The sequence below is a fragment of the Aquamicrobium soli genome, assembly GCF_042646345.1.
Classification (GTDB): domain Bacteria; phylum Pseudomonadota; class Alphaproteobacteria; order Rhizobiales; family Rhizobiaceae; genus Mesorhizobium; species Mesorhizobium soli_A.
This window is the reverse complement of the sequence record NZ_JBHRTK010000012.1, coordinates 248,071-269,390: the sequence shown is the minus strand read 5'-3', so window position 1 is coordinate 269,390 and position 21,320 is coordinate 248,071. Positions and strand designations below refer to the sequence as shown.

At 64.3% G+C, this 21,320-nt stretch carries 20 protein-coding genes; 7 read left to right on the top strand and 13 right to left on the bottom strand.

What is annotated here, in order from left to right:
• Positions 1 to 80: 80 nt before the first annotated feature.
• A complete protein-coding gene (locus ACFOHJ_RS10805) occupies positions 81 to 509 on the bottom strand; it encodes an Lrp/AsnC family transcriptional regulator (protein WP_378220512.1) in 429 nt (142 codons plus the stop codon).
• A gap of 114 nt (positions 510 to 623) precedes the next feature.
• On the opposite strand from ACFOHJ_RS10805, the gene ACFOHJ_RS10800 reads away from it, so the two are divergent.
• Positions 624 to 1,727 carry a saccharopine dehydrogenase C-terminal domain-containing protein gene (locus ACFOHJ_RS10800; RefSeq protein ID WP_378220511.1) on the top strand — a complete coding sequence of 368 codons (1,104 nt, stop codon included), beginning with the start codon at positions 624 to 626 and terminating at the stop codon, positions 1,725 to 1,727.
• A gap of 116 nt (positions 1,728 to 1,843) precedes the next feature.
• Here ACFOHJ_RS10800 and lpdA read toward each other — a convergent pair whose 3' ends face one another.
• From lpdA to ACFOHJ_RS10780, 4 genes are read right to left on the bottom strand one after another with little or no spacing between them, the layout of a single operon-like run.
• Positions 1,844 to 3,241: a dihydrolipoyl dehydrogenase gene (gene lpdA, locus ACFOHJ_RS10795; RefSeq protein WP_378220510.1), complete on the bottom strand. Its 1,398-nt coding sequence runs from the start codon at positions 3,239 to 3,241 to the stop codon at positions 1,844 to 1,846.
• A gap of 4 nt (positions 3,242 to 3,245) precedes the next feature.
• Positions 3,246 to 4,607: a dihydrolipoamide acetyltransferase family protein gene (locus tag ACFOHJ_RS10790; protein WP_378220509.1), complete on the bottom strand. Its 1,362-nt coding sequence runs from the start codon at positions 4,605 to 4,607 to the stop codon at positions 3,246 to 3,248.
• A 3-nt stretch (positions 4,608 to 4,610) separates the two neighbouring features.
• Positions 4,611 to 5,624: an alpha-ketoacid dehydrogenase subunit beta gene (locus ACFOHJ_RS10785; RefSeq protein ID WP_378220507.1), complete on the bottom strand. Its 1,014-nt coding sequence runs from the start codon at positions 5,622 to 5,624 to the stop codon at positions 4,611 to 4,613.
• A 3-nt stretch (positions 5,625 to 5,627) separates the two neighbouring features.
• Positions 5,628 to 6,860, bottom strand: a complete 1,233-nt coding sequence (locus ACFOHJ_RS10780; protein WP_378220505.1) for a 3-methyl-2-oxobutanoate dehydrogenase (2-methylpropanoyl-transferring) subunit alpha — start codon at positions 6,858 to 6,860, stop codon at positions 5,628 to 5,630.
• A gap of 282 nt (positions 6,861 to 7,142) precedes the next feature.
• Here ACFOHJ_RS10780 and holA point away from each other — a divergent pair, with 282 nt between their 5' ends.
• Positions 7,143 to 8,186, top strand: coding sequence for a DNA polymerase III subunit delta (holA, locus tag ACFOHJ_RS10775; RefSeq protein WP_378220504.1), 1,044 nt, complete (start codon positions 7,143 to 7,145; stop codon positions 8,184 to 8,186).
• Positions 8,187 to 8,248: 62 nt separating this feature from the next.
• Here the strand turns inward: holA and ACFOHJ_RS10770 are convergent, their stop codons facing one another.
• The 8 genes from ACFOHJ_RS10770 to hemE all read right to left on the bottom strand — a co-directional run bounded on the left by ACFOHJ_RS10770 (position 8,249) and on the right by hemE (position 17,132).
• Entirely contained in the window at positions 8,249 to 9,130 is an 882-nt protein-coding gene (locus ACFOHJ_RS10770; protein ID WP_378220503.1) for a ParB/RepB/Spo0J family partition protein, read from the bottom strand.
• 34 nt (positions 9,131 to 9,164) lie between these two features.
• Positions 9,165 to 9,965, bottom strand: coding sequence for a ParA family protein (locus ACFOHJ_RS10765; protein WP_378220502.1), 801 nt, complete (start codon positions 9,963 to 9,965; stop codon positions 9,165 to 9,167).
• Between the two features lie 33 nt (positions 9,966 to 9,998).
• The gene (gene rsmG, locus ACFOHJ_RS10760; protein WP_378220501.1) at positions 9,999 to 10,628 is read right to left on the bottom strand and encodes a 16S rRNA (guanine(527)-N(7))-methyltransferase RsmG; all 630 of its coding nucleotides are present in this window, start codon (positions 10,626 to 10,628) and stop codon (positions 9,999 to 10,001) included.
• Positions 10,625 to 12,499: a tRNA uridine-5-carboxymethylaminomethyl(34) synthesis enzyme MnmG gene (mnmG, locus tag ACFOHJ_RS10755; protein ID WP_378220500.1), complete on the bottom strand. Its 1,875-nt coding sequence runs from the start codon at positions 12,497 to 12,499 to the stop codon at positions 10,625 to 10,627. The genes rsmG and mnmG overlap by 4 nt, the downstream gene beginning before the upstream one ends.
• A 140-nt stretch (positions 12,500 to 12,639) precedes the next feature.
• Positions 12,640 to 13,962: a tRNA uridine-5-carboxymethylaminomethyl(34) synthesis GTPase MnmE gene (mnmE, locus tag ACFOHJ_RS10750; RefSeq protein WP_378220499.1), complete on the bottom strand. Its 1,323-nt coding sequence runs from the start codon at positions 13,960 to 13,962 to the stop codon at positions 12,640 to 12,642.
• Positions 13,963 to 14,105: 143 nt separating this feature from the next.
• Positions 14,106 to 15,371: a transcription termination factor Rho gene (rho, locus tag ACFOHJ_RS10745; RefSeq protein WP_378220498.1), complete on the bottom strand. Its 1,266-nt coding sequence runs from the start codon at positions 15,369 to 15,371 to the stop codon at positions 14,106 to 14,108.
• 193 nt (positions 15,372 to 15,564) lie between these two features.
• Positions 15,565 to 16,101 carry a protoporphyrinogen oxidase HemJ gene (gene hemJ, locus ACFOHJ_RS10740; RefSeq protein WP_378220497.1) on the bottom strand — a complete coding sequence of 179 codons (537 nt, stop codon included), beginning with the start codon at positions 16,099 to 16,101 and terminating at the stop codon, positions 15,565 to 15,567.
• The gene (gene hemE, locus ACFOHJ_RS10735; RefSeq protein ID WP_378220496.1) at positions 16,101 to 17,132 is read right to left on the bottom strand and encodes a uroporphyrinogen decarboxylase; all 1,032 of its coding nucleotides are present in this window, start codon (positions 17,130 to 17,132) and stop codon (positions 16,101 to 16,103) included. The genes hemJ and hemE overlap by 1 nt, the downstream gene beginning before the upstream one ends.
• Before the next feature lie 403 nt (positions 17,133 to 17,535).
• On the opposite strand from hemE, the gene ACFOHJ_RS10730 reads away from it, so the two are divergent.
• The 5 genes from ACFOHJ_RS10730 to dnaQ all read left to right on the top strand — a co-directional run bounded on the left by ACFOHJ_RS10730 (position 17,536) and on the right by dnaQ (position 21,309).
• Positions 17,536 to 18,363 (top strand): pyruvate, water dikinase regulatory protein, encoded by an 828-nt coding sequence (locus ACFOHJ_RS10730; protein ID WP_378220495.1) that lies wholly within the window; start codon positions 17,536 to 17,538, stop codon positions 18,361 to 18,363.
• Positions 18,364 to 18,487: 124 nt separating this feature from the next.
• On the top strand, positions 18,488 to 19,087 hold the full coding sequence (locus ACFOHJ_RS10725; protein WP_378220494.1) for a Maf-like protein: 600 nt from the start codon (positions 18,488 to 18,490) through the stop codon (positions 19,085 to 19,087).
• A complete protein-coding gene (locus ACFOHJ_RS10720) occupies positions 19,080 to 19,931 on the top strand; it encodes a shikimate dehydrogenase (protein ID WP_378220493.1) in 852 nt (283 codons plus the stop codon). The genes ACFOHJ_RS10725 and ACFOHJ_RS10720 overlap by 8 nt, the downstream gene beginning before the upstream one ends.
• Positions 19,928 to 20,533, top strand: coding sequence for a dephospho-CoA kinase (coaE, locus tag ACFOHJ_RS10715; protein ID WP_378220492.1), 606 nt, complete (start codon positions 19,928 to 19,930; stop codon positions 20,531 to 20,533). The genes ACFOHJ_RS10720 and coaE overlap by 4 nt, the downstream gene beginning before the upstream one ends.
• A 65-nt stretch (positions 20,534 to 20,598) precedes the next feature.
• On the top strand, positions 20,599 to 21,309 hold the full coding sequence (dnaQ, locus tag ACFOHJ_RS10710) for a DNA polymerase III subunit epsilon (protein WP_378220491.1): 711 nt from the start codon (positions 20,599 to 20,601) through the stop codon (positions 21,307 to 21,309).
• The last annotated feature ends 11 nt before the right edge of the window (positions 21,310 to 21,320 follow it).

Here is a 21,320-nt window from a genome sequence, read left to right as displayed (position 1 = left end):
GATTGAGGATTGGGGGCGAGGTATCACGCCGCTTCCGGTTCCTGCAAGGGCATCGGACGACGAGGCGTTGTGTCAGCGCCTCAGCGATCGATCCGCGTGGAAAGGATAATGGAGGAAAGCGTGCGTTCCACCCCCTCCATCGCACCGATCCGGTCGATCAGCGCATCGAGGTCGCCGATCGAGGGGGATTCGACGATGACGATCATGTCGAAATTGCCGCTGACCGAGTGCAGCGTCTCGACGGACGGCAGCGCTCGCAGTCCGCGCACCACCCGGTCGGCAAGCTTCGGCGTCACGGTCAGCAGCACATGCGCGCGCACCAGGCCCTTTTCGTAGTCGCGCGAAAGCCGCACGCCATAGCCGGCGATCACGCCGCGCGCCTCCAGCCGCTCGATCCGGCTTTGCACCGTGGTGCGGGAAACGCCCAGCCGCCGCGCCAGCTCGGCCGTCGACGCCCGCGCGTTCTCGCGCAGCAGGGCAAGCAGGGCCTGTTCGGCAGCGGTTAGCATAATGACGACCTTCGTCGGCGTTTTGCACAATACGGCACTTTGTTTCGACGCATCGCACGCTTCCATTCGTCAGGCAAGGTGCGATGCTCAGGCAAACACCATCCGGAGGGCATCATGAAGGAAATCGTCATCATCGGCGCCGGCAAGATCGGCTCGACCATCGCCGCCATGCTGGCCGAAACCGGCGACTACCACGTCACCATCGTCGACCGCGCGGCTGCCCAGTTGAGCGCGCTCGACCTGCCAGGGAACGTGACCGCGCTGGAACTGGACATCATGGCCGAGGGCGCATTGGAAAAGGCGCTGGCCGGCAAGTTCGCGGTCATGAGCGCCGCGCCCTACCACCTCACGACCCGCATCGCCGAGGCTGCCGCGAGCGCCGGCGTGCACTATCTCGACCTCACCGAGGATGTCGCCTCGACGCGCCGCGTCAAGGAACTGGCAAAGGACGCCAAGGCCGCCTTCATCCCGCAATGCGGGCTGGCGCCGGGCTTCATCTCCATCGTCGCCGCCGACCTCGCCGGCCGCTTCGACACGCTGGACAGCGTGCGCATGCGCGTCGGCGCGCTGCCGCAATACCCGTCGAACGCGCTGAACTACAACCTGACCTGGAGCACGGACGGCGTCATCAACGAATATTGCGAGCCGTGCGAGGCGATCGTCGAGGGCAAGCTGGTGGAAGTGCCGCCGCTGGAGGAACGCGAGGAATTCTCGCTGGACGGCGTCACCTACGAGGCCTTCAACACTTCCGGCGGGCTCGGCACGCTGGCCGAGACGCTGAAGGGCAAGGTGCGCACGCTGAACTACCGCACCATCCGCTACCCCGGCCACGCCGCGATCATGAAGGCGCTGCTGAACGACCTCGGCCTGCGCCATCGCCGCGACCTGATCAAGGACATTTTCGAGAACGCCCTGCCGGCGACGATGCAGGACGTGGTCATCGTCTTCGTCACCGTTTCCGGCCGCAGACAAGGCCGGCTGATGCAGGAAACCTACGCCAACAAGGTCTACAGCCAGCGTATCGGCGGCACGACCCGCAGCGCCATCCAGATCACGACGGCTTCCGGCATCTGCGCCGTGCTCGACATGCTGGCCGACGGCAGCCTGCCGGCGAAGGGCTTTGTCCGCCAGGAGGACATCAAGCTCGACGCCTTCCTCGCCAACCGCTTCGGCCGCGCCTACGTCCAGCATGAAGCCCTGATGCGCCTGGCAAGCTAAGCCCCGCAGAGCCTATAACGAGGGGGAGAAAGAAAGGCTCGTTCCGAGTGCGGAGCGAGCCTTTCTCGTTGCGGCGGAAACCGACGCTGCCGATTGTGCGAAGCTGGCCCCTTGCCTCAGATATGCAGCGCCTGGCCGAGAGCTTTGAGCGACGCTTCGGCAAAAGCCTCGCTTTGAGTCGGATGGGCGTGGACGGTGCCGGCGATATCTTCCAGCCGCGCGCCCATCTCGATGGCCAGCGAGAAGGCCGCCGACAGTTCCGAGATGCCCTGCCCGACCGCCTGGATGCCCAGCACCAGATGGTTGTCGGCCCGCGCCACCACGCGCACGAAACCTTCCTCGCCCTGCCGGGTCATGGCGCGGCCGTTGGCGGAAAACGGAAACTGGCCGATCTTGACTTCCCGTCCCTGCTTTCGGGCTTCCTCGGGGGACAGGCCGGCGGTGACGACCTCCGGGTCGGTGAAGCAGACGGCGGGAATCGCCCGCTTGTCGAAGCTGCGCCGGCGGCCCGCGACGATCTCGGCCACCATCTCCCCTTGCGCCATGGCGCGGTGGGCCAGCATCGGCTCGCCGGTCACGTCGCCGATGGCGAACACGCCGCGCATCGAAGTGCGGCACTGGTCGTTGATGCGGATGAACCGGCCGCTCATGGCGAGGTCGATCTCCTCGAGGCCCCAGCCTTCGATGGCCGGCTTGCGGCCGACCGTGACCAGAACCTTGTCGGCCTCGATCTTCTTTTCCTTGCCATCGGCGGTCTCGACCAGCAGCGCATTGCCTTTCGAGTAAAGCGCCCTGGCCTTGGCGCCTACCAGCACCTCGATGCCGATTTCAGCGAGCCTCTTACTCACCGGCCGGGTCAATTCCGCATCGTATTGCGCCAGGATACGCGGCAGCGCCTCCACCACCGTCACCTTCGCACCGAGCTTGGCGAAGGCGGTTCCCAGTTCGAGCCCGATATAGCCGCCGCCGACCACGACGAGGCGCTTGGGCAGATCGGTCAGCGCCAGCGCCTCGGTAGACGAGATCACCGGCCCGCCAAACGGCAGGAACGGCAGTTCCACCGGCACCGAGCCGGTGGCGATGACGATGGTTTCGGCCCGGATCACCTGCACGCCGGTTTCCGTTTCGACCTCCACCGTCTTGCCGTCCCGGAATTTCGCCCATCCCGGCACGGTCTTCACGCCGGCCTTCTTGAGCAGGCCGGCGACGCCGCTGTTAAGTCGGCTAACGATCGTGTCTTTCCAGCCGACAGTTCGGCCAAGATCGATCGCAGGCGTGCTGATCGAAATGCCGAGCGGGCTGCCGCCCTTGGCGAAATGCGAGACCTTGTCGAACTCTTCCGCCGCATGGATCAGCGCCTTGGAAGGGATGCAGCCGACATTGAGGCAGGTGCCGCCCGGCTTGCCGGCCTCGACGATGACGGTGTCCAGCCCGAGCTGCCCGGCGCGGATGGCGCAGACATAGCCGCCCGGACCCGCGCCGATGACGAGAAGCTTGCAGGAAATGTCCTTCATGTCCTCACCCCTCGACGAAAATCAGCGCCGGCGTTTCCAGCAGCGTCTTGATGCGCTGGACGAAGACGGCGGCGTCCCAGCCGTCGATCACGCGGTGGTCGAAGCTGGACGACAGGTTCATCATCTTGCGTGGGATGAACTGCGTCCCGTCCCACACCGGCCGCACCATGATCTTGTTGACGCCGACGATGGCCACTTCCGGATGGTTGATGACCGGCGTCGTCGCCACGCCGCCCATGGCGCCGAGCGAGGTGATGGTGATGGTCGAGCCGGAAAGCTCCTCGCGCGTCGCCGTGCCGGATTTGGCGGCCTCCGCGAGGCGCGAGACTTCCGCGCCGCACTCCCACAGGTCGCGTGCCTCGGCATGGCGCACCACCGGCACCATCAGCCCGGTGGGCGTCTGCGCAGCGATACCGATATGGACGCCGCCATACTGGCGCACGATGCCGGCCTCGTCGTCGAACAGCGCATTGACCTGCGGCTGCTCGGCGATCGCCTTGACCATGGCCCGCATCAGGAACGGCAGCAGCGTCAGCTTCGCCCGGTCAGCGCGCTTTTCCTTGTTGAGGGCGGCCCGCAAATCCTCCAGCGCGGTGACGTCGATTTCCTCGACATAGGTGATGTGCGGAATGCGCGACGCCGACAGCGCCATCTTCTCGGCGATCTTGCGACGCAGGCCGACGATCTTCACCTCTTCGACCGCCTCGTTACGGGCGAGTCCGTGACCCGTCGCTTTGGCCGGCTGCGCGCCGCGCGCAAGAAACGCGTCGAGGTCCTCATGACCGATACGGCCGGCCGGACCGCTGCCCGCAACCTGCCTCAGGTCGACGCCCGCCTCCCTGGCCCGCAGGCGAACGGCGGGCGAGGCCAGCGGCTTTTCGCCCTCGGGACGGGGGGCGCCCCTGCCTGCGGAGAGGGTGTTACCCCCACCCCTGACCCCTCCCCTCAGGGGAGAGGAGGATTCAGTCGTTGCCGGCTGCAAACTTTTCGCTTCAGCCGAGGTCAACGTGTTGGAAGCGGGATCGGCTTTGACGGCCGGGGCCGGTTCCCCTCCCCCTTGCGGGGAGGGGTCAGGGGTGGGGGTATCTTTCTTCCCCACCTCAACTGTCGCCGCATTCCCCTCGCCAGCGACCCCCAGCCGTACCAGCGGCGAGCCGACGGCCACCGTGTCGCCGATCTCGGCGCCGAGCCACAGGATCTCGCCCTCCACCGGCGAGGGAATCTCGACGGTCGCCTTGTCGGTCATGACCGCGGCGAGCAGCGCGTCTTCGCGCACCAGGTCGCCGACCTTCACGTGCCACTCGACCAGTTCGGCTTCCGCCACGCCCTCGCCCACGTCGGGCAGCTTGACGACATGCTCGTCCATGCCTCAGGCCTCCATCGTTTCGATCAGCGCGCGGCCGACACGCGCCGGCCCCGGAAAATAATCCCACTCCTGCGCGTGCGGATAAGGCGTGTCCCAGCCGGCGACCCGTTTGACCGGCGCCTCCAGGTGGTAGAAGCAGTTTTCCTGCACCAGCGCGGCCAGTTCCGCGCCGAAGCCGGAAGTCAGCGTCGCTTCGTGCACGACCACGCAGCGCCCGGTTTTTTGCACCGAGGCGACGATGGCGTCGAGGTCGAGCGGCAGCAGCGTGCGCAGGTCGATGATTTCGGCGTCGATGCCGGTTTCCTCGGCGGCGGCTTCCGCGACATAGACCATGGTGCCATAGGCGAGCACCGTCAGAGCCGAGCCGGCCCGGCGGATCGCCGCCTTGCCGAGCGGCGTCGAAAAATGGCCGTCCGGCACCTCGCCCAGCTTGTGCTTGGACCACGGCGTCACCGGCCGCTCGTGATGGCCGTCGAACGGACCGTTATAGAGCCGCTTCGGCTCCAGGAAGATCACCGGATCAGGGTCCTCGATCGCAGCCACCAGAAGGCCCTTGGCGTCGTGCGGGTTGGAAGGGACCACCACCTTCAACCCGGAAACATGCGTGAACAGCGCTTCCGGGCTCTGGCTGTGCGTCTGGCCGCCGAAAATGCCGCCGCCGGCCGGCATGCGCACCACGATCGGGCAGGTGAAGTCGCCGTTGGAGCGGTAACGCAATCGTGCCGCTTCCGAAACGATCTGGTCGTAGGCTGGGTAGACATAGTCCGCGAACTGCACCTCGACGCAAGGCCGCAGGCCGTAGGCGGCCATGCCGATGGCGGCGCCGACAATGCCGCTTTCGTTGATCGGCGCGTCGAAGCAGCGGCTGGTGCCGTATTTCGCCTGCAGCCCCTGCGTACAGCGGAACACGCCACCGAAGAAGCCGACATCCTCGCCGAACACGACGACTTTCTCGTCGCGCTCCATCGACACGTCCATGGCGTCGCGGATCGCCTCGATCATGGTCTTGCGCGGCATCTCCTACACCCCCGCCTGCTGGCGCTGGCGCCGCAGATGCGGCGGCATTTCCTCATAGACGCCTTCGAACATGTCGCGCATCGAGGGCTTGTTGCCGGAATGCAGCGTGCCGTGGCTCTCGGCTTCCTTCTGCGCGGTGATCACGGTGTCGAGGATTTCGGCCTCGGCCTGGCTGTGGCGCTCCTCAGACCACGCGCCGAGATGGATGAGATGGTTCTTCAGCCGGATGATCGGGTCGCCGAGCGGCCAGGCATCGGATTCGGCCTTCGGCCGATAGGCGGAAGGGTCGTCCGAGGTGGAATGCGCACCGGCGCGATAGGTCACATATTCGACCAGCGTCGGCCCGAAATTGCGCCGCGCCCGCTCCGCCGCCCATTTCGCCACCGCATGGACGGCGAGGTAATCGTTGCCGTCCACCCGCAGAGCCGGAATGCCGAAGCCGAGGCCGCGCGCCGCGAACGTGCCGGAGCCGCCGCGCGCGATGCCCTGGAAGGTCGAAATCGCCCACTGGTTGTTGACGACGTTGAGGACGACCGGCGCCTTGTAGGTGGATGCAAACGCCAGCGCCGCATGAAAATCCGATTCCGCCGTCGAGCCGTCGCCGATCCAGCCGGCCGCGATGCGCGAATCCTTGCTGATCGCCGAGGCCATCGCCCAGCCCACCGCCTGGATGTACTGCGTCGCCAAGTTGCCGGAGATCGAAAAGAATCCATGTTCCTTGGAGGAATACATGATCGGCAGTTGCCGGCCCTTGAGCGGATCCTTCTCGTTGGAATAGATCTGGTTCATCATCGTGACCATCGGATAGCCGGACGCGATGAGCAGGCCGGCCTGGCGATAGGTCGGGAAATTCATGTCGCCCGGTTCGAGCGCCTTGCGGAAGGCGCAACTCACCGCCTCCTCGCCGAGATGCTGCATGTAGAACGAGGTCTTGCCCTGGCGCTGCGCCATCTGCATGCGTGCGTCGAACGTCCTCAGCGTCATCATATCGCGCAGGCCGGCGCGCAGTTCGTCTTCGGAAAGCAGGCCGGCCCACGGACCGGTCGCCTCGCCGCTGCGGTTCAGCACGCGGATGATGGAAAAGGCCAGGTCGCGGATGCTGCGCGGATCGACATCGATCTCAGGGCGCGGCACCGAGCCGGCCTTGGGGATGGGCACGTTGGAAAAGTCCGGCGTCCCCCCCGGCCGGACTTCCGGCTCGGGAACGTGGAAACGCAGCATTCCGGCGTCGGCCATAACCGTCACTCCGATATCGCGGCAGGATGCTCGCACATCCACGCCCATGCCGGCACCAACGGCAGCCGGCTCGCTAAAGTGATCACTACCAGCCTAGTATGCCCGCAGTTTCGCGCAAGTTCCGTTTTTTCAATATGCTCCGCCGGCAACAAAGCGACGGCGAAACGAGCCCGCGATGAACGATTGCTGCGCGGCGCCCCGAAATTCCGACAGCCGGCAAGGCCGTTCTCTCCACCGACGGATGATGCTAATGCTTCGTTTTCGGGAAGCAGCGGAACAGGCATGCAGAAGAAGGCGTACGAAGTCGACACCTGGCTGGCGCGACCGGACCCGGCCGTGGCCATCGTCCTGCTCTATGGCCCGGACCGCGGCCTGGTCGCTGAACGGGCCCGCACCTTCGCCGGCAAGACGGGATTGGCCCTGGACGATCCGTTTTCCGTAGTGCGGCTGGACGCAGCCGAGATCGATCGGGAGGAAAGCCGGCTGATCGACGAGGCGCGAACCGTATCGATGTTCTCGGACCGCCGGCTCTTGTGGGTCCGCAACGCCGGTGCACAGAAGCGGCTGGCCGACGACATCAAGCTGCTGACGGCCGAGCCTCCGCGCGATGCCATCATCCTGATCGAGGCCGGAGAGCTGAAGAAAGGGACCGGCCTGCGCGCCGTCGTCGAAGGCGCGCGCTCGGCGATAGCGCTGCCCTGCTACGCCGACGAAGACAGGGACATCGCCACCGTCATCGACGAGGAACTCGGCAAGGCGGGAATGACGATGACGCTGGAAGCGCGCCAGGCGCTGCGTCGAAACCTGGGCGGCGACCGTCTGGCTTCCCGCGGCGAGATCGAGAAGATCGTGCTCTACGCGCATGGTTCCAGCGAAATAACGCTGGACGATATCGCGGCCCTGACGGGCGACGTTTCCGGGCAATCGCTCGACGATGCGGTCGATGCGCTACTTGAAGGCAGGATCGGAGCCTTCGATACGATTTTCACCCGCTGCTGCCAGAACGGGACGGGACAGGCGTACCAGGCACTTGCCGCGGCGCTGCGGCAGTTCCAGGCGCTTCATGCCATGCGCGGGACGGTCGAAACCGGCCGGCAGAACCCGGCCGGCGCCGTTGCCACCCAGCGCCCCCCGGTCTTTTTCGCGCGCCGCAAGCTTGTCGAAAAGGCCGTCGAACATTGGAACAGCGGCGCGCTGGAACGCGCATTGAATCGGCTGCAAACGGCGATCCTGCAGACACGCCGGCGTCCGGAATTGGCGATTGCCGTGGCCCGCCAGGCGCTGCTTGGCTTGGCGGTGGAAAGCGCTCGCCTCAACCGGCGTTAGCCGGGATTAGCCGGCTAATCGTGACCCGCTGGCCCGTTCGTCGAAAGGCTGCCCGTCCTCTATCAGGGCTCCTGCTTGAGCCGCCGGCACAGATCGTCGAGTTGTTCGAGGGTCCGATAGGCGACGCGAACCTCGCCGCCCCCGCCCTTGTGGGCAATGGAAACGCTCATGCCGATGGCGTCCGACAAGAGCTTTTCGAGCGCCAGCGTGTCGGCATCCTTCTCCGCCGGCTTGGCTGGCTGCCGGGTTGCCGTGGCACCGGCCGGCATCTGCGCAAGCGCTTCCGCCTGGCGCACCGAAAGCCCGCCCTCGACGATGCGCTTGGCAAGCCCGGCCGGATCCTCGGCGGTCACCAGCGTGCGCGCATGGCCGGCCGAAAGCGTGCCGTCCACCAGCATGTCGCGGATGACTTCCGGCAAGCGCAGCAGCCGCAGCGTATTGGCGACATGGCTGCGGCTCTTGCCGATGACCTGGCCGAGGTCCGCCTGCGTATAGCCGTGCTCGTCCATGAGGTTCTGATAGCCGAGCGCTTCTTCGACCGCGTTGAGATCGGTACGCTGGACGTTTTCGATGATCGCGAGCTCGAGCGCGGTCCGGTCGGAAACGTCGCGGAGGATGATCGGGATCTCGGTCAGGCCTGCGCGCTGTGCGGCCCGCCAGCGCCGCTCGCCGGCGATGATCTCGTAACGCCCCGCCTCGGTCGGCGACGGGCGGGCGACCACCGGCTGCACGACGCCATGCTCGCGGATGGACTGGGCGAGATCGGTGAGATCGGCGTCCCCGAACTGGCGGCGCGGGTTGCGCGGATTGGGCGACAGGAACTCGATCGGCACCTTTCCATCGGCGGCCATGGCCTGGCGCTCAGGCTGCGCCGGGCGATCCATCTCGCCGATCAGGGCAGCCAGGCCCCGGCCCAGCCGCTTTCTCGATTGGTCTTCGCTCATGATCTATCCAATTTCGTTTCGTATCCGAACGGAATTACGCGGCCCGCAACCGGCGCTCGCGCCGGATCACCTCGGACGCCAGCTGCAGATAGGCCTGGCTGCCGGTGCATTTGAGATCGTACAGGATCGCCGGCTTGCCATAGGAAGGCGCCTCGGAAACCCGGACATTCCGCGGAATGACGGTTTCATAGACCTTGTCGCCCATATGCTCGCGTACGTCCTGCACCACCTGGTTGGCCAGATTGTTGCGACCGTCATACATCGTCAGGACAATGCCCTGGATCGACAGGTCTGGATTGATGGTCCGTCGGACCTCCTCGACCGTTTCCAGCAGCTGGCTGAGCCCCTCGAGCGCGAAAAACTCGCATTGCAGCGGCACGAGGACGGAATCCGCCGCCGCCATCGAATTCAGCGTCAGCAGGTTCAGCGACGGCGGGCAATCGATCAGCACGTAGCTGAACGGCGCCGAGCGCTCGAAAGCGGTGCGAATGGCGGAACGCAGCCGCAGCACGCGATCGGGCGCAGCCGACAGCTCCATTTCTACACCGAGCAGATCAAGGGTCGACGGCACGATCGACAGGCCGGGCACGGCGGTCGGCATCGCCGATTCCTCGATCCCCAGCGAACCGGTCAGCACGTCATAGGACGAGACCGACCGATCGCGCCGTTCGATGCCAAGACCGGTGCTGGCATTGCCTTGCGGGTCGAGGTCGATGATCAGCACCTGCTCGCCGATGGCGGCCAGCGCCGTCGCCAGGTTGATGGCGGTGGTTGTCTTGCCCACGCCGCCCTTCTGGTTTGCCACGGTGATGATGCGTGGAGTGCTCATGATCATTCGTGCGCCGCGCCTCGAATTATTCCAACCGGCTCAGACCGCCCGCAGCGTGCGAATCTCCAGCACGACGCTTTGCGGATCGATCGAGCTTCGATGTTCTACCAGATCGAACGACCAGCGGTGAGCACTTTCTGCCACCTCGCTCTGGTAATCCCGTCCTTTATGGAACAGGCCGGCGGCTTGATTGCCGAGCCATGGCGCCACTAAGGTCAGTAAAATCGGCAGGGGGGCGACAGCCCTGGCCGTCACCACTTCCGGATCGACCACGAGGGAATAGCAATCTTCCACCCGCTTTGCATGCACCTTGGCAGGAAGTTGGAGTTGCCCGGTCACGGTCTGCAGGAAAGATGCCTTTTTCCGGTTGCTCTCGATTAGATGGATTTCGCCACCTTCGCGTTCGTGCAGCAGAATGGCGAGAATCAATCCCGGAAAGCCGCCGCCGGAGCCGATATCGACCCAGCGGGTGGCCGATGGCGACAGCCTGAACAACTGCGCGCTGTCGAGAATATGGCGTTCCCAGGCCTCGGCCAGCGTCGAAGGCGCCACCAGGTTGATGCTCGCATTCCACTTATGGAAAAGGCGTTCGAAGGCTTCCAGCCTCGCGAATGTTTCACGTGAAACCGGCCCCGCGACCTCGCATAGCCGTCGATAACGATCGCTCACGCCGCACCTTTCTGCCGGCTGTGCGCTCCATGCGCCAAGTGCGCGACGAGCAGCGCCAAGGCCGCTGGTGTCATTCCTTCCATGCGCTGGGCGTCGGCAACCGACCGCGGCCGGCGTGCCGAAAGCTTCTGCTTCAGCTCGTTCGACAGACCAATAATTCCCCCGAATTCGAACTCGGCAGGGATAAGTCGGCTCTCTTCATGACGAATTTGCTCGACATCGGCCTGCTGGCGGTCCAGGTAAACGGAATATTTCGCTTCCGTTTCAAGTTTCTCTGCCGTTTTTCCATCAATCTGCGCGAACGCCGGATCCACCCTCGCCAACCATGCCACGTCGACCTCCGGGTGCGTCAGAAGTTCATAGGCAGAGCGCCTGACCCCATCCTGGTTGATGGTCAGGCCGAGCCGCGCCGCGGCCGACGGCGTGATCGTGATCTCCTTCGCGAGCCGACGAGCCGACTCGAGTCGCTGCATCTGCTGGTCGAAACGCGCCGACCGCTCTGCGGACACCATCCCGAGGTGGTCTGCCAGCGGCGTCAACCGCTCGTCGGCATTGTCCGCGCGCAAGGACAGTCGAAACTCCGCACGGGATGTGAACATCCGATAAGGCTCGCTGATACCTCGGCTGGTAAGGTCGTCGATCATCACGCCGATATAGGCTTCAGTGCGGCTAAGAACGACCAGCGATCCGGCTCCGGCCACGCGGGCTGCGTTGGCGCCCGCCAGCAGGCCCTGCGCGGCGGCCTCTTCATATCCCGTGGTTCCGTTGATCTGGCCGGCCAGGAACAGTCCGCGCACCCGCCGGGTTTCCAGCGTCGGTTCCAGTTCCCGCGGATCGATATGGTCGTACTCGATGGCGTAGCCCGGCTGCAGCATTCGGGCACGTTCCAATCCCGGAATGGTGGTCAACAATTCGAGCTGAACTTCTTCCGGCAGCGAAGTCGAAATACCGTTCGGATAGACCGTGTCGTTATCCAGCCCCTCCGGCTCCAGGAAAATCTGGTGGCCGTCGCGGTCGCCGAATTTGACGATCTTGTCTTCGACAGACGGGCAATAGCGCGGGCCAACCCCCTTGATCGACCCCGAATACATCGCAGAGCGGCCGATATTGGCGCGGATAACGTCATGCGTGCGCGGGGTCGTACGGGTTATGCCGCAGGAGATTTGCGGATTGCCGATATGATCCGTCATCAGGGAAAACGGCACCGGCTCCTCGTCCGCCGCCTGGCTTTCCAGCGATTGCCAATCGATCGTCCGCCCGTCCAGACGCGGCGGAGTTCCGGTTTTCAGCCGCCCAAGCTGGAATCCGGCGCGCGCCATCGTCTCCGAAAGGCCCACCGATGCCTGCTCGTGCATGCGTCCGGCAACGATCTTTCGCTCGCCAATGTGGATCAGGCCGCGCAGGAAGGTGCCAGTCGTCAGCACTACCGCGCTGCATCTCAGCCTGCGCCCGCCCGACAACAGAACGCCGGTGACGCGGCCATCGGCTAGGTCGAAATCCAGGACTTCGCCTTCTATAATGTCCAGGTCGCGCTGCTCCCGCAGCCCCGCCTGCATGGCGAGCCGGTAAAGCTTCCGGTCCGCCTGCGCGCGTGGGCCGCGAACGGCGGGACCCTTCTTGCGGTTGAGCATCCGGAACTGGATCCCCGCTGCGTCGGCGACGCGGCCCATCAGGCCGTCCATCGCATCGATCTCGCGAACGAGCTGGCCCTTGCCAAGCCCGCCGATGGCCGGATTGCAGGACATCACGCCGATCGTGTCGAACCGCAGCGTCACCAGGGCCGTCGAGGCACCGGCGCGTGCAGCCGCACTTGCGGCCTCGCAACCTGCGTGGCCGCCACCGACAACGATCACATCATATTTTTCCAGCATCTCGTGCTCCAGGGAACAGCGGGTGTACTCGCCACGAGCGCGGTGTCAAGCCGGGACTCGTTTCACGTGAAACACGGACCGTGTTTGTCCAAGCTCATGTTTCACGTGAATCACAAGCCCCAGGGCGTGTTTCACGTGAGTCACTTCCCGATACAGAACTGGGAGAAGATCACGTCGAGAAGATGTTCCGTCTCGACGTCACCGGCGATGCGGCCCAGCGAGCGAGTGGCCAGCCGCAGCATTTCGCTGCGCAGTTCAAGCGGTAAATTTCCAGCGGCCACGGCTTCAGCCAGATGCGATACCGTTTCCCTCAACAGGTCGACATGTCGGAGCCTCGACGGCAGTACCTCCCCCATTGTTCCGATGGCCAGTTCCGCGCGCCGTCCAATCTCGCCAAGCAGAGCCTGTATACCGGTATCGTCCTCCACCGAGATGACAAGATCATAGGAAGAACTACGATCGGCGTCGGCAATCAGGTCAACCTTGGTTCCGATCGAAAGGCGCGGAACCACCGATTGACCGGGATCGAAGCTCACGGGTGTCTGCATGTCTTCCAGGATCAGCAGCAGGTCGGCCGTCTCGGCTCGTGCCAACGCTCGAGAAATTCCGATAGCTTCAACCGTACCGGCTTCTTCCCGTATTCCCGCGGTGTCGGTTATACGTACCCGGATACCGCCCAGGTCGAGCGCCACTTCGAGCAGGTCGCGGGTGGTGCCGGCTTCGCCGGTCACGATCGCCGCCTCGCGCTTCACCAGTGCGTTGAACAGGCTCGACTTTCCCGAATTCGGCGCGCCCAGGATCACGACATCGAAGCCGTCACGGATGATCTCCGCCGAACGATATCCCTCGATATGAGCCTCGATCTCGCACCGAATTGCTTCGACATCCGTCCAGACCATCTCGGCGACCGAAGCGGGAACGTCTTCCTCGTCGGAAAAATCGATATCGGCTTCGATCATCGCCCTTGCCTCGACCAGCCGCTGTCGCCAACCGGCGTAGAGGTCGGCCTGGGCGCCCGAGGCGTTGAGAACGGCAAAGCGCCGCTGCGCCTCGGTCTCGGCATTGACCAGATCGGCGAGCGCTTCGGTTTCGGTAAGATCGAGTTTCCCGTTAAGAAAGGCCCGTTTCGTGAACTCGCCGGGCTCCGCGGCGCGCACACCGGGAATCGACGTCAGTTCATCCAGAACCGCGGACACCACCGCCCTGCCGCCATGCACCTGTAGCTCGGCAACATCCTCGCCGGTAAAGCTATGAGGACCCGGAAAGAACAGGACGAGCCCCTTATCCAGAACCTCCCCGTCCCGTCGCCGCAAAGCCCTGTAAACTGCCTGGCGCGGTTCCGGCACCGCGCCGGCGATCGTTTCGAGGACGAATCGAACATGCGGGCCGGACAAGCGGACAACGGCAACGCCAGCAGGCAACCGGCCGCTCGACAGAGCGATTATGCTGTCAGCAAACGACATGTTTTTTGTCCGGAGTCATCCGCCAACTCCATCAAACAAGCCTGGATTCCGGATATCGTTCCGCCGCCGAATCAAACTCTTAACATTCAGCGTCCAGCACTTCGTAACGGGAACGAATCGAGAGGCCGTGGCCTCGAGCCAGCTCAGGTATTCATCGAATCGAAGAAGTCGGCGTTCGACTTGGTCTGCTTGAGCTTGTCGATCAGGAACTCGATGGCATCGGTGGTGCCCATCGGCGCCAGGATGCGGCGCAGGACGAAAATCTTCTGCAGGTCGGAACGCGGCACCAGCAGGTCTTCCTTGCGCGTACCCGACTTCAGGATATCCATGGCCGGATAGATGCGCTTGTCGGCGACCTTGCGGTCAAGCACGATTTCCGAGTTGCCCGTTCCCTTGAATTCCTCGAAGATCACTTCGTCCATGCGGCTGCCGGTATCGATCAGCGCCGTCGCGATGATGGTCAGCGACCCACCTTCCTCGATGTTGCGGGCGGCGCCGAAGAAGCGCTTGGGGCGCTGCAGGGCGTTGGCGTCGACACCGCCGGTCAGCACCTTGCCCGAGGACGGCACTACGGTGTTGTAGGCGCGGCCGAGGCGGGTGATCGAATCGAGCAGGATGACCACGTCGCGGCCGTGTTCGACCAGGCGCTTGGCCTTCTCGATCACCATTTCGGCCACCTGGACGTGACGCGCCGCGGGTTCGTCGAAGGTCGAGGAAACCACCTCGCCCTTGACCGAGCGCTGCATGTCGGTGACTTCTTCCGGCCGCTCGTCGATCAACAGCACGATCAGATAGCATTCGGGATGGTTGGTGGTGATCGAATGGGCGATGTTCTGCAGCAGCACCGTCTTGCCGGTACGCGGCTGCGCGACGATCAGCGCGCGCTGACCCTTGCCGAGCGGCGCCACCAGGTCGATGACGCGCGGCGAGATATCCTTGGAAGTCGGTACTTCCAATTCCATCTTCAGCCGCGAGGTCGGATAAAGCGGCGTCAGATTGTCGAAGTGGATCTTGTGGCGGATCTTTTCGGGATCGTCGAAATTGATCGTATTGACCTTCAGCAGCGCGAAATAGCGCTCGCCTTCCTTGGGGCTGCGGATCGGTCCCTCGACCGTGTCGCCGGTCTTAAGCGAAAACCGCCTGATCTGCGAGGGCGAGATATAGATGTCGTCCGGGCCCGGCAGGTAGTTGGCGTTGGCCGACCGCAGGAAGCCGAAGCCATCCTGCAGCACTTCGACGACACCGTCGCCGATGATCTCGACATCCTGCGTGGCCAGCTTCTTCAGGATCGCGAACATCAGCTCCTGCTTGCGCATGACGCTGGCGTTCTCCACCTCGAGCGATTCCGCGTAGGCGATCAGCTCCGGCGGCTTCTTGTTCTTGAACTCGGTGAGCTTCATTTCCTGCATGGACGGACTCTGAATGGCAACGGGAGAGAATGATCGGCGAAAGCGAGGATAGCCGGCGCGGCCGTAAGGGAACGAAGGCGGCGCATGGCGGGAAGGAAGACCCGCCTTTTATCGCCGCGCCGGCGAAAGAGCAAGCGGGCTTTTCAAGAAGCCGGCCCCACGCCTTCGCGACGAATTCCCGACCGGAAGATCTTCAGAACGGCTTCACGATCACCAGGATCACGATGACGATCATCAGCAATGTAGGGATTTCGTTGACGACACGCCAGTGCCGCGCCGACTTTTCGTTGCGGTCGGCGGCAAACTTGCGGACCGCGCCCGAAAGATAGCCATGCACGGCCGACATCGCGATCACCAGCGCGATCTTGGCATGCAGCCATCCGCCCTGGAAGGCGAAGCCGTTCCAGGCAAGCCACAGGCCGAAAGCCCAGGTCAGCACCATCGCCGGATTGATGATGCCGCGCAGCAGGCGCCGCTCCATGGTCTTGAAGGTCTCGGACTGCACGGAGCCTTTCTCGGCATCGACATGATAGACGAACAGCCGCGGCAGATAGAGCATGCCGGCCATCCAGGAGATGACGGCGATGACATGCACGGCCTTCGCCCATGGATAGAGCGACACCGGCCACAGCCAGAACAGCAGGCCGATGAGCGCCGCGGCGATCACGACCGACACCGCGGCGCGCTTCAGCGCATGGGCGCCGCTGTTTTCCCGAGCATCCATTGCCATCAGCCCAGCGCGCTCCGTACCGTTTTCACCATCGTCTCGACATGGCCGACCGGCGTCTCCGGCGTGACGCCGTGGCCGAGATTGAACACCAGCGGCCCCTTGCCCAGACTCTCGAGAATGGCACCGACTCCATCGGTAAGCGCTTTTCCGCCGGCCGTCAGCCGCAGCGGATCGAGATTTCCCTGCACCGCACCCTTGCGCTGGAGGTCGCGTGCGGCCTCCAACGGCACCGTCCAGTCGAGCCCGAGCGCCGTAACCCCCGTTTTTTCCCGGTACCCGTGATAATTGGCGCCGGCCCCCTTCGGAAAGCCGATGATCGGAACCGTCGGATGGACCTCGCGCACCTGCCGCACGATCTCGGCTACCGGGGCGACGCAGAACGCCTCGAAACAGGACTGATCGAGAACGCCCGACCAGGAATCGAAAATCTGCACCACGTCGGCACCGGCCTCGATCTGGCGGATGAGATAGGCAGCCGAGTGATCGGTCAGCGTCTTCAGCAACCGGGCGAAGGCTTCCGGCTCGCGATAGGCGAACAGCCGTGTCGGCGCCTGGTCCGGCGTCCCGTGCCCCGCGATCATATAGGTCGCGACCGTCCACGGCGCCCCGCAAAAGCCGATCAGCGTCGTCTCCTGCGGCAGCTTCGCCCGCAGCCGCCGCACCGTCTCGTAGACGGGCTCGAGATTCACGTGAAACATCGCGCCGTCCAGCGCCGCGATCTCGGCGTCATCAATCGGCGTCATCATCGGTCCCCGCCCTTCCTCGAAGCGAAGGTCGCGCCCCAGCGCATGCGGCACCACGAGGATATCCGAGAACAGGATCGAGGCGTCGAAGCCGAAGCGCTCGATCGGCTGCAACGTCACCTCGACGGCGAAGTCCGGATTATAGCAAAGGTCGAGGAACGATCCGGCGCGGCGGCGCGTTTCCCGATATTCCGGCAGATAGCGGCCAGCCTGTCGCATCATCCAGATCGGTGGCGGAAACACCGTTTCGCCGCTCAGCACCTTCAGTACGCTACGCTTCGCTGCCATCACGTCCCTCATGCACAGGCCACTCTAAACTAAAAAACCTATTGAAAGAGAGTCTTCTGATTCTACGACTCTGTTGGTTGTGGTGATTTGCTTCTGTCCAGAATCCGAGTCCGGAATGCTAGGCATCATATTGTCGCGCGGTGTTTTCCTCCTCGCTGGAAAACTGGGTGATGAAATCGAAATTCTCCACTTGAATCAAACTGTTGCCTGGATATCTGGAATCAGGCGGCTTGTGGATAATCCAGGAAGTGCTAAATCCTTCCCCGGAATTTTCCCCAGCGGCCGGGCAATCCACACGGTGGCCGAATTGTGGACAAGTCCGCGTCTGATACAGTCGCTCCGAATTTGCGTTTCCCGGCAGTCCGATCTGTCCACAACAACCCACAATCCGCCGATGAACCTTGTGAACAAACCCCAGAGTTTCTTTCACCTGCATCTGATCTCCGACGCGACCGGCGAGACGCTGCTGGCGGCCGGGCGGGCGGCGGCGGCGCAGTACAAGGATGCGCGCGCCATCGAGCACATCTATCCGCTGATCCGCACCGAGAAGCAGCTGATGAAAGTGTTCGAGGACATCGAGGAAGAGCCGGGCATTGTCCTTTATACGCTGGTCGACCAGAACCTCGCCCGGGGCATCGACGAGCGCTGCGCCGCCATGGGGCTGCCCTGCGTCTCGGTACTGGAACCGGTGATCAGCGTCTTCCAGTCCTATCTCGGCACGCCGGCCGGTCGCCGCGTCGGTGCCCAGCACGTGCTTGATGCCGACTATTTCCAGCGCATCGACGCGCTCAATTTCACCATGGACCATGACGACGGCCAGTTGCCGCCCGACATGGAAGACGCCGACATCGTCCTCATCGGCATTTCGCGCACGTCCAAGACGCCGACCAGCATCTATCTCGCCAACCGCGGCATCAAGACCGCCAATATCCCGATCGTGCTCGGTGTGCCGATGCCGCAAAGCCTGATCGAAGCGAAAAAGCCGCTCGTCGTCGGCCTTGTGGCCACGGCCGAACGCATTTCCCATGTACGACAGAGCCGGACGCTCGGCACCACCGCCGACTACGAGCCGAACGATTATGTCGACCGAGCGACGATCAACGAGGAACTGGCCTATGCGCGCCAGATCTGCACGCGTCACGGCTGGCCGATGATCGATGTCAGCCGCCGTTCCATCGAGGAAACGGCGGCCGCCATCTTGGCACTGCGCGGTAAACGGCAGGGATTTTAGGCATTTCGGCGAACCTGGACTGGTTTATCGCTGGGAAATGCAGTCAGAACAAAGAGATAGGCTGGTTTTGCCAATTTAGTGAGGCCAGCGTTCTCGCAACGGAATACTCGGACCGGAGAATGCCATGGCTGAAAAAACCATCCTCGCTTCGTCGAGTCCCTTCCGCAAGGCGCTGTTGGTCAATGCCGGCGTCGATGTCGAGGCGATCGCGGCCGATGTCGACGAACGGGCGCTGGAAGCGCCGTTGCAGGACAGCGGCGTCTCGCCAGAAGATGTCGCGCTGGTGCTGGCCGAGGCGAAGGCCACCGATGTCAGCGAAAAACACCCCGGCGCGCTGATACTCGGCTGCGACCAGACGCTGTCGCTCGGCGACGAGGTGTTCCACAAGCCGGCCGACATGGAAGGCGCCCGCCAACATCTGCTTGCCCTGTCGGGAAAGACGCATCAATTGAACAGCGCCGCCGTGCTGGCGCGGGATGGAAACGTCCTGTGGCGCCATGTCGGCATCGCCAACCTGACCATGCGTCCGTTGTCGCCGGCCTTCATCGGCCGCCATCTGGCGCGGGTCGGCCATAAGGCGCTGGGCAGCGTCGGCGCTTACCAGATCGAGGGCGAGGGGGTACAATTGTTCGAGAAGATCGAGGGCGACTATTTCACCATCGTCGGCCTGCCGCTGCTGGCCGTCCTGGCCGAACTTCGCCAGCTTGGAGCGATCGATGCCTGATCCGGCCATGAAGGCGTTCGTCACCGGCCATCCGATCGCGCATTCGCGCTCGCCGAAGATCCATAACTATTGGCTGGAGCATTATGGGATCGGCGGCAGCTATGAGGCCGTCGATATCGCGCCGGCCGACTTCGCCGCTTTCCTGGCCGGCCTGGCGGCTGGAGGATTTCGCGGCGGCAACGTCACCATTCCGCACAAGGAAGCCGCCTTCGAACTGGTCGGTCGGCGCGATGAGGCGGCCGAGCAGATCGGCGCGGTCAACACGCTGTGGCTCGAAGACGGCGTGGTGTGCGGCGGCAACACCGATGCCCATGGGTTTGCCGCCAACCTGGACGAGCACGCGCCCGGCTGGGACCGCAATGGCGCGGCGCTCGTGCTCGGGGCCGGCGGCGCGGCACGCGCCGTCGTCCATGCGCTGAGAACCAGGGGCGTCGGCGATATCCGCATCGTCAACCGCACCCCGGCCCGGGCCAAGGAACTGGCGCATCGTTTCGGTGTCGGCGTTTCCGCGCATGAGGTCGCGGCGACCGAGGCGCTGATGGCGGATGCCGGCCTGCTGGTCAACACCACTTCGCTCGGCTTGCAAGGCCATGAAGGGCAGGGGCTTCCGGCCGATCCGAGCCGCCTGCCAGCACATGCCATCGTCACCGACATCGTCTATGTACCGCTGGAAACGCCGCTGCTGGCCGCTGCCCGGCAACGCGGGCTGGCGACGGTGGATGGGCTCGGCATGCTGCTGCACCAGGCCGCGCCGGGTTTCGAGCGCTGGTTCGGCGTGCGCCCGCAGGTGACGCCGGCGCTGCGCGCGTTGATCGTCGCCGACCTCGGAGGCAAGACGGCATGATCGTGCTGGGGCTGACCGGCTCGATCGGCATGGGCAAATCCACCGCGGCAAGGATGTTTGCCGACGAGGGCGTCGCGGTACACGATTCCGACGAGGCCGTGCACCGGCTTTATGCGGGCGCCGCCGCGCCGCTGGTGGAGGCGGCGTTTCCCGGAACCGTCGTCGCCGGGGCCGTCGACCGTGGCCGGCTGGCGCAAAAGGTGCTGGGCGATGCGGCCGCGCTGAAACGGCTCGAAGCCATCGTCCATCCACTGGTGCGCGCCGATGCCGATGTGTTCGTCGAGCGCCACCGGGCTGCCGGTGCCGCGCTCGTCGTCCTCGACATTCCCCTGTTGTTCGAGACCGGCGGCCGCGACCGGGTTGACAAGGTCGTCGTCGTCAGCGCCCCGGCAGCGATCCAGCGCGAGCGCGTGCTGCGCAGGCCGGGCATGAGCGAGGAAAAGCTTGCGTCGATCCTGGCGCGGCAGGTTCCCGATGAAGAGAAGCGGCGGCAGGCTGATTTCGTCATCGATACCGGCGACGGTTTCGACCGTACCCGTGCGGCGGTGAAGAAGATCGTCGCCGAACTTGCGGGGGATAAGGGAAGCACGCGGCCGGCCTGACCTTGCCGGGCCCGGAACGAATCGCCATTTTGACCTGTCGGCAGGTATTCAGCGGAATCAGTCTTTTGCGGGAAATCATCTTCGATACGGAAACTACCGGCCTCGATTCGCGGGAAGACCGCGTCATCGAGCTGGGCGGCATCGAAATGATCAACCGTTTCCCGACCGGCCGCACCTTCCACAAATACATCAACCCCCAGGGCCGCGCGATCCATCCGGATGCGCAGGCGGTACATGGCATCAGCGCCGCCGACCTCGCCGACAAGCCGGGTTTCCATGAGATCGTCGAGGAGTTCCTCGCCTTCATCGACGGCGCCAAGCTGGTCGCGCACAATGCCGGCTTCGATATCGGCTTTCTCAATGTCGAGTTCGGCCGGCTCGGCCATCCGGCGATCGCAGCCGAGCGCGTCATCGACACGCTGGCGCTGGCCAAGCGAAAGCACCCGATGGGGCCGAACTCGCTCGATGCACTGTGCCGGCGCTACGGCATCGACAACACCCACCGCACCAAGCACGGCGCCCTGCTCGATTCGGAATTGCTGGCCGAGGTCTATATCGAGCTGATCGGCGGCAAGCAGGCGGCGCTCGGCCTGGACAGCGCGGCGGCGCCTGAGGCGGCACGGCGGCCGGAGATCGGGCAACTCGTCGTTACGATCCGTCCGCGCCCGGCCGCGCTGGCGCCGCGCCTGACCGAGCAGGACCGCGCCGCCCACGCCCTCATGGTGGAAACGCTGGGCGAAAAGGCCGTCTGGCTCAAGACCGCGCAGCCACAATGAAAAAAACCCGG

Bases quoted from the DNA above. Each gene is read 5' to 3' on its own strand.
- mnmE (WP_378220499.1), bottom strand. From the start codon at position 13,962: ATGTCGTTTGCTGACAGCATAATCGCTCTGTCGAGCGGCCGGTTGCCT.
- holA (WP_378220504.1), top strand. From the start codon at position 7,143: ATGCAGAAGAAGGCGTACGAAGTCGACACCTGGCTGGCGCGACCGGAC.
- ACFOHJ_RS10770 (WP_378220503.1), bottom strand. From the start codon at position 9,130: ATGAGCGAAGACCAATCGAGAAAGCGGCTGGGCCGGGGCCTGGCTGCC.
- ACFOHJ_RS10780 (WP_378220505.1), bottom strand. From the start codon at position 6,860: ATGGCCGACGCCGGAATGCTGCGTTTCCACGTTCCCGAGCCGGAAGTC.
- hemJ (WP_378220497.1), bottom strand. From the start codon at position 16,101: ATGGCAATGGATGCTCGGGAAAACAGCGGCGCCCATGCGCTGAAGCGC.
- mnmG (WP_378220500.1), bottom strand. From the start codon at position 12,499: ATGCTGGAAAAATATGATGTGATCGTTGTCGGTGGCGGCCACGCAGGT.
- hemE (WP_378220496.1), bottom strand. From the start codon at position 17,132: ATGGCAGCGAAGCGTAGCGTACTGAAGGTGCTGAGCGGCGAAACGGTG.
- lpdA (WP_378220510.1), bottom strand. From the start codon at position 3,241: ATGAAGGACATTTCCTGCAAGCTTCTCGTCATCGGCGCGGGTCCGGGC.
- ACFOHJ_RS10765 (WP_378220502.1), bottom strand. From the start codon at position 9,965: ATGATCATGAGCACTCCACGCATCATCACCGTGGCAAACCAGAAGGGC.
- ACFOHJ_RS10800 (WP_378220511.1), top strand. From the start codon at position 624: ATGAAGGAAATCGTCATCATCGGCGCCGGCAAGATCGGCTCGACCATC.
- ACFOHJ_RS10725 (WP_378220494.1), top strand. From the start codon at position 18,488: ATGGCTGAAAAAACCATCCTCGCTTCGTCGAGTCCCTTCCGCAAGGCG.
- ACFOHJ_RS10785 (WP_378220507.1), bottom strand. From the start codon at position 5,624: ATGCCGCGCAAGACCATGATCGAGGCGATCCGCGACGCCATGGACGTG.
- ACFOHJ_RS10805 (WP_378220512.1), bottom strand. From the start codon at position 509: ATGCTAACCGCTGCCGAACAGGCCCTGCTTGCCCTGCTGCGCGAGAAC.
- ACFOHJ_RS10720 (WP_378220493.1), top strand. From the start codon at position 19,080: ATGCCTGATCCGGCCATGAAGGCGTTCGTCACCGGCCATCCGATCGCG.
- ACFOHJ_RS10790 (WP_378220509.1), bottom strand. From the start codon at position 4,607: ATGGACGAGCATGTCGTCAAGCTGCCCGACGTGGGCGAGGGCGTGGCG.
- coaE (WP_378220492.1), top strand. From the start codon at position 19,928: ATGATCGTGCTGGGGCTGACCGGCTCGATCGGCATGGGCAAATCCACC.
- rho (WP_378220498.1), bottom strand. From the start codon at position 15,371: ATGCAGGAAATGAAGCTCACCGAGTTCAAGAACAAGAAGCCGCCGGAG.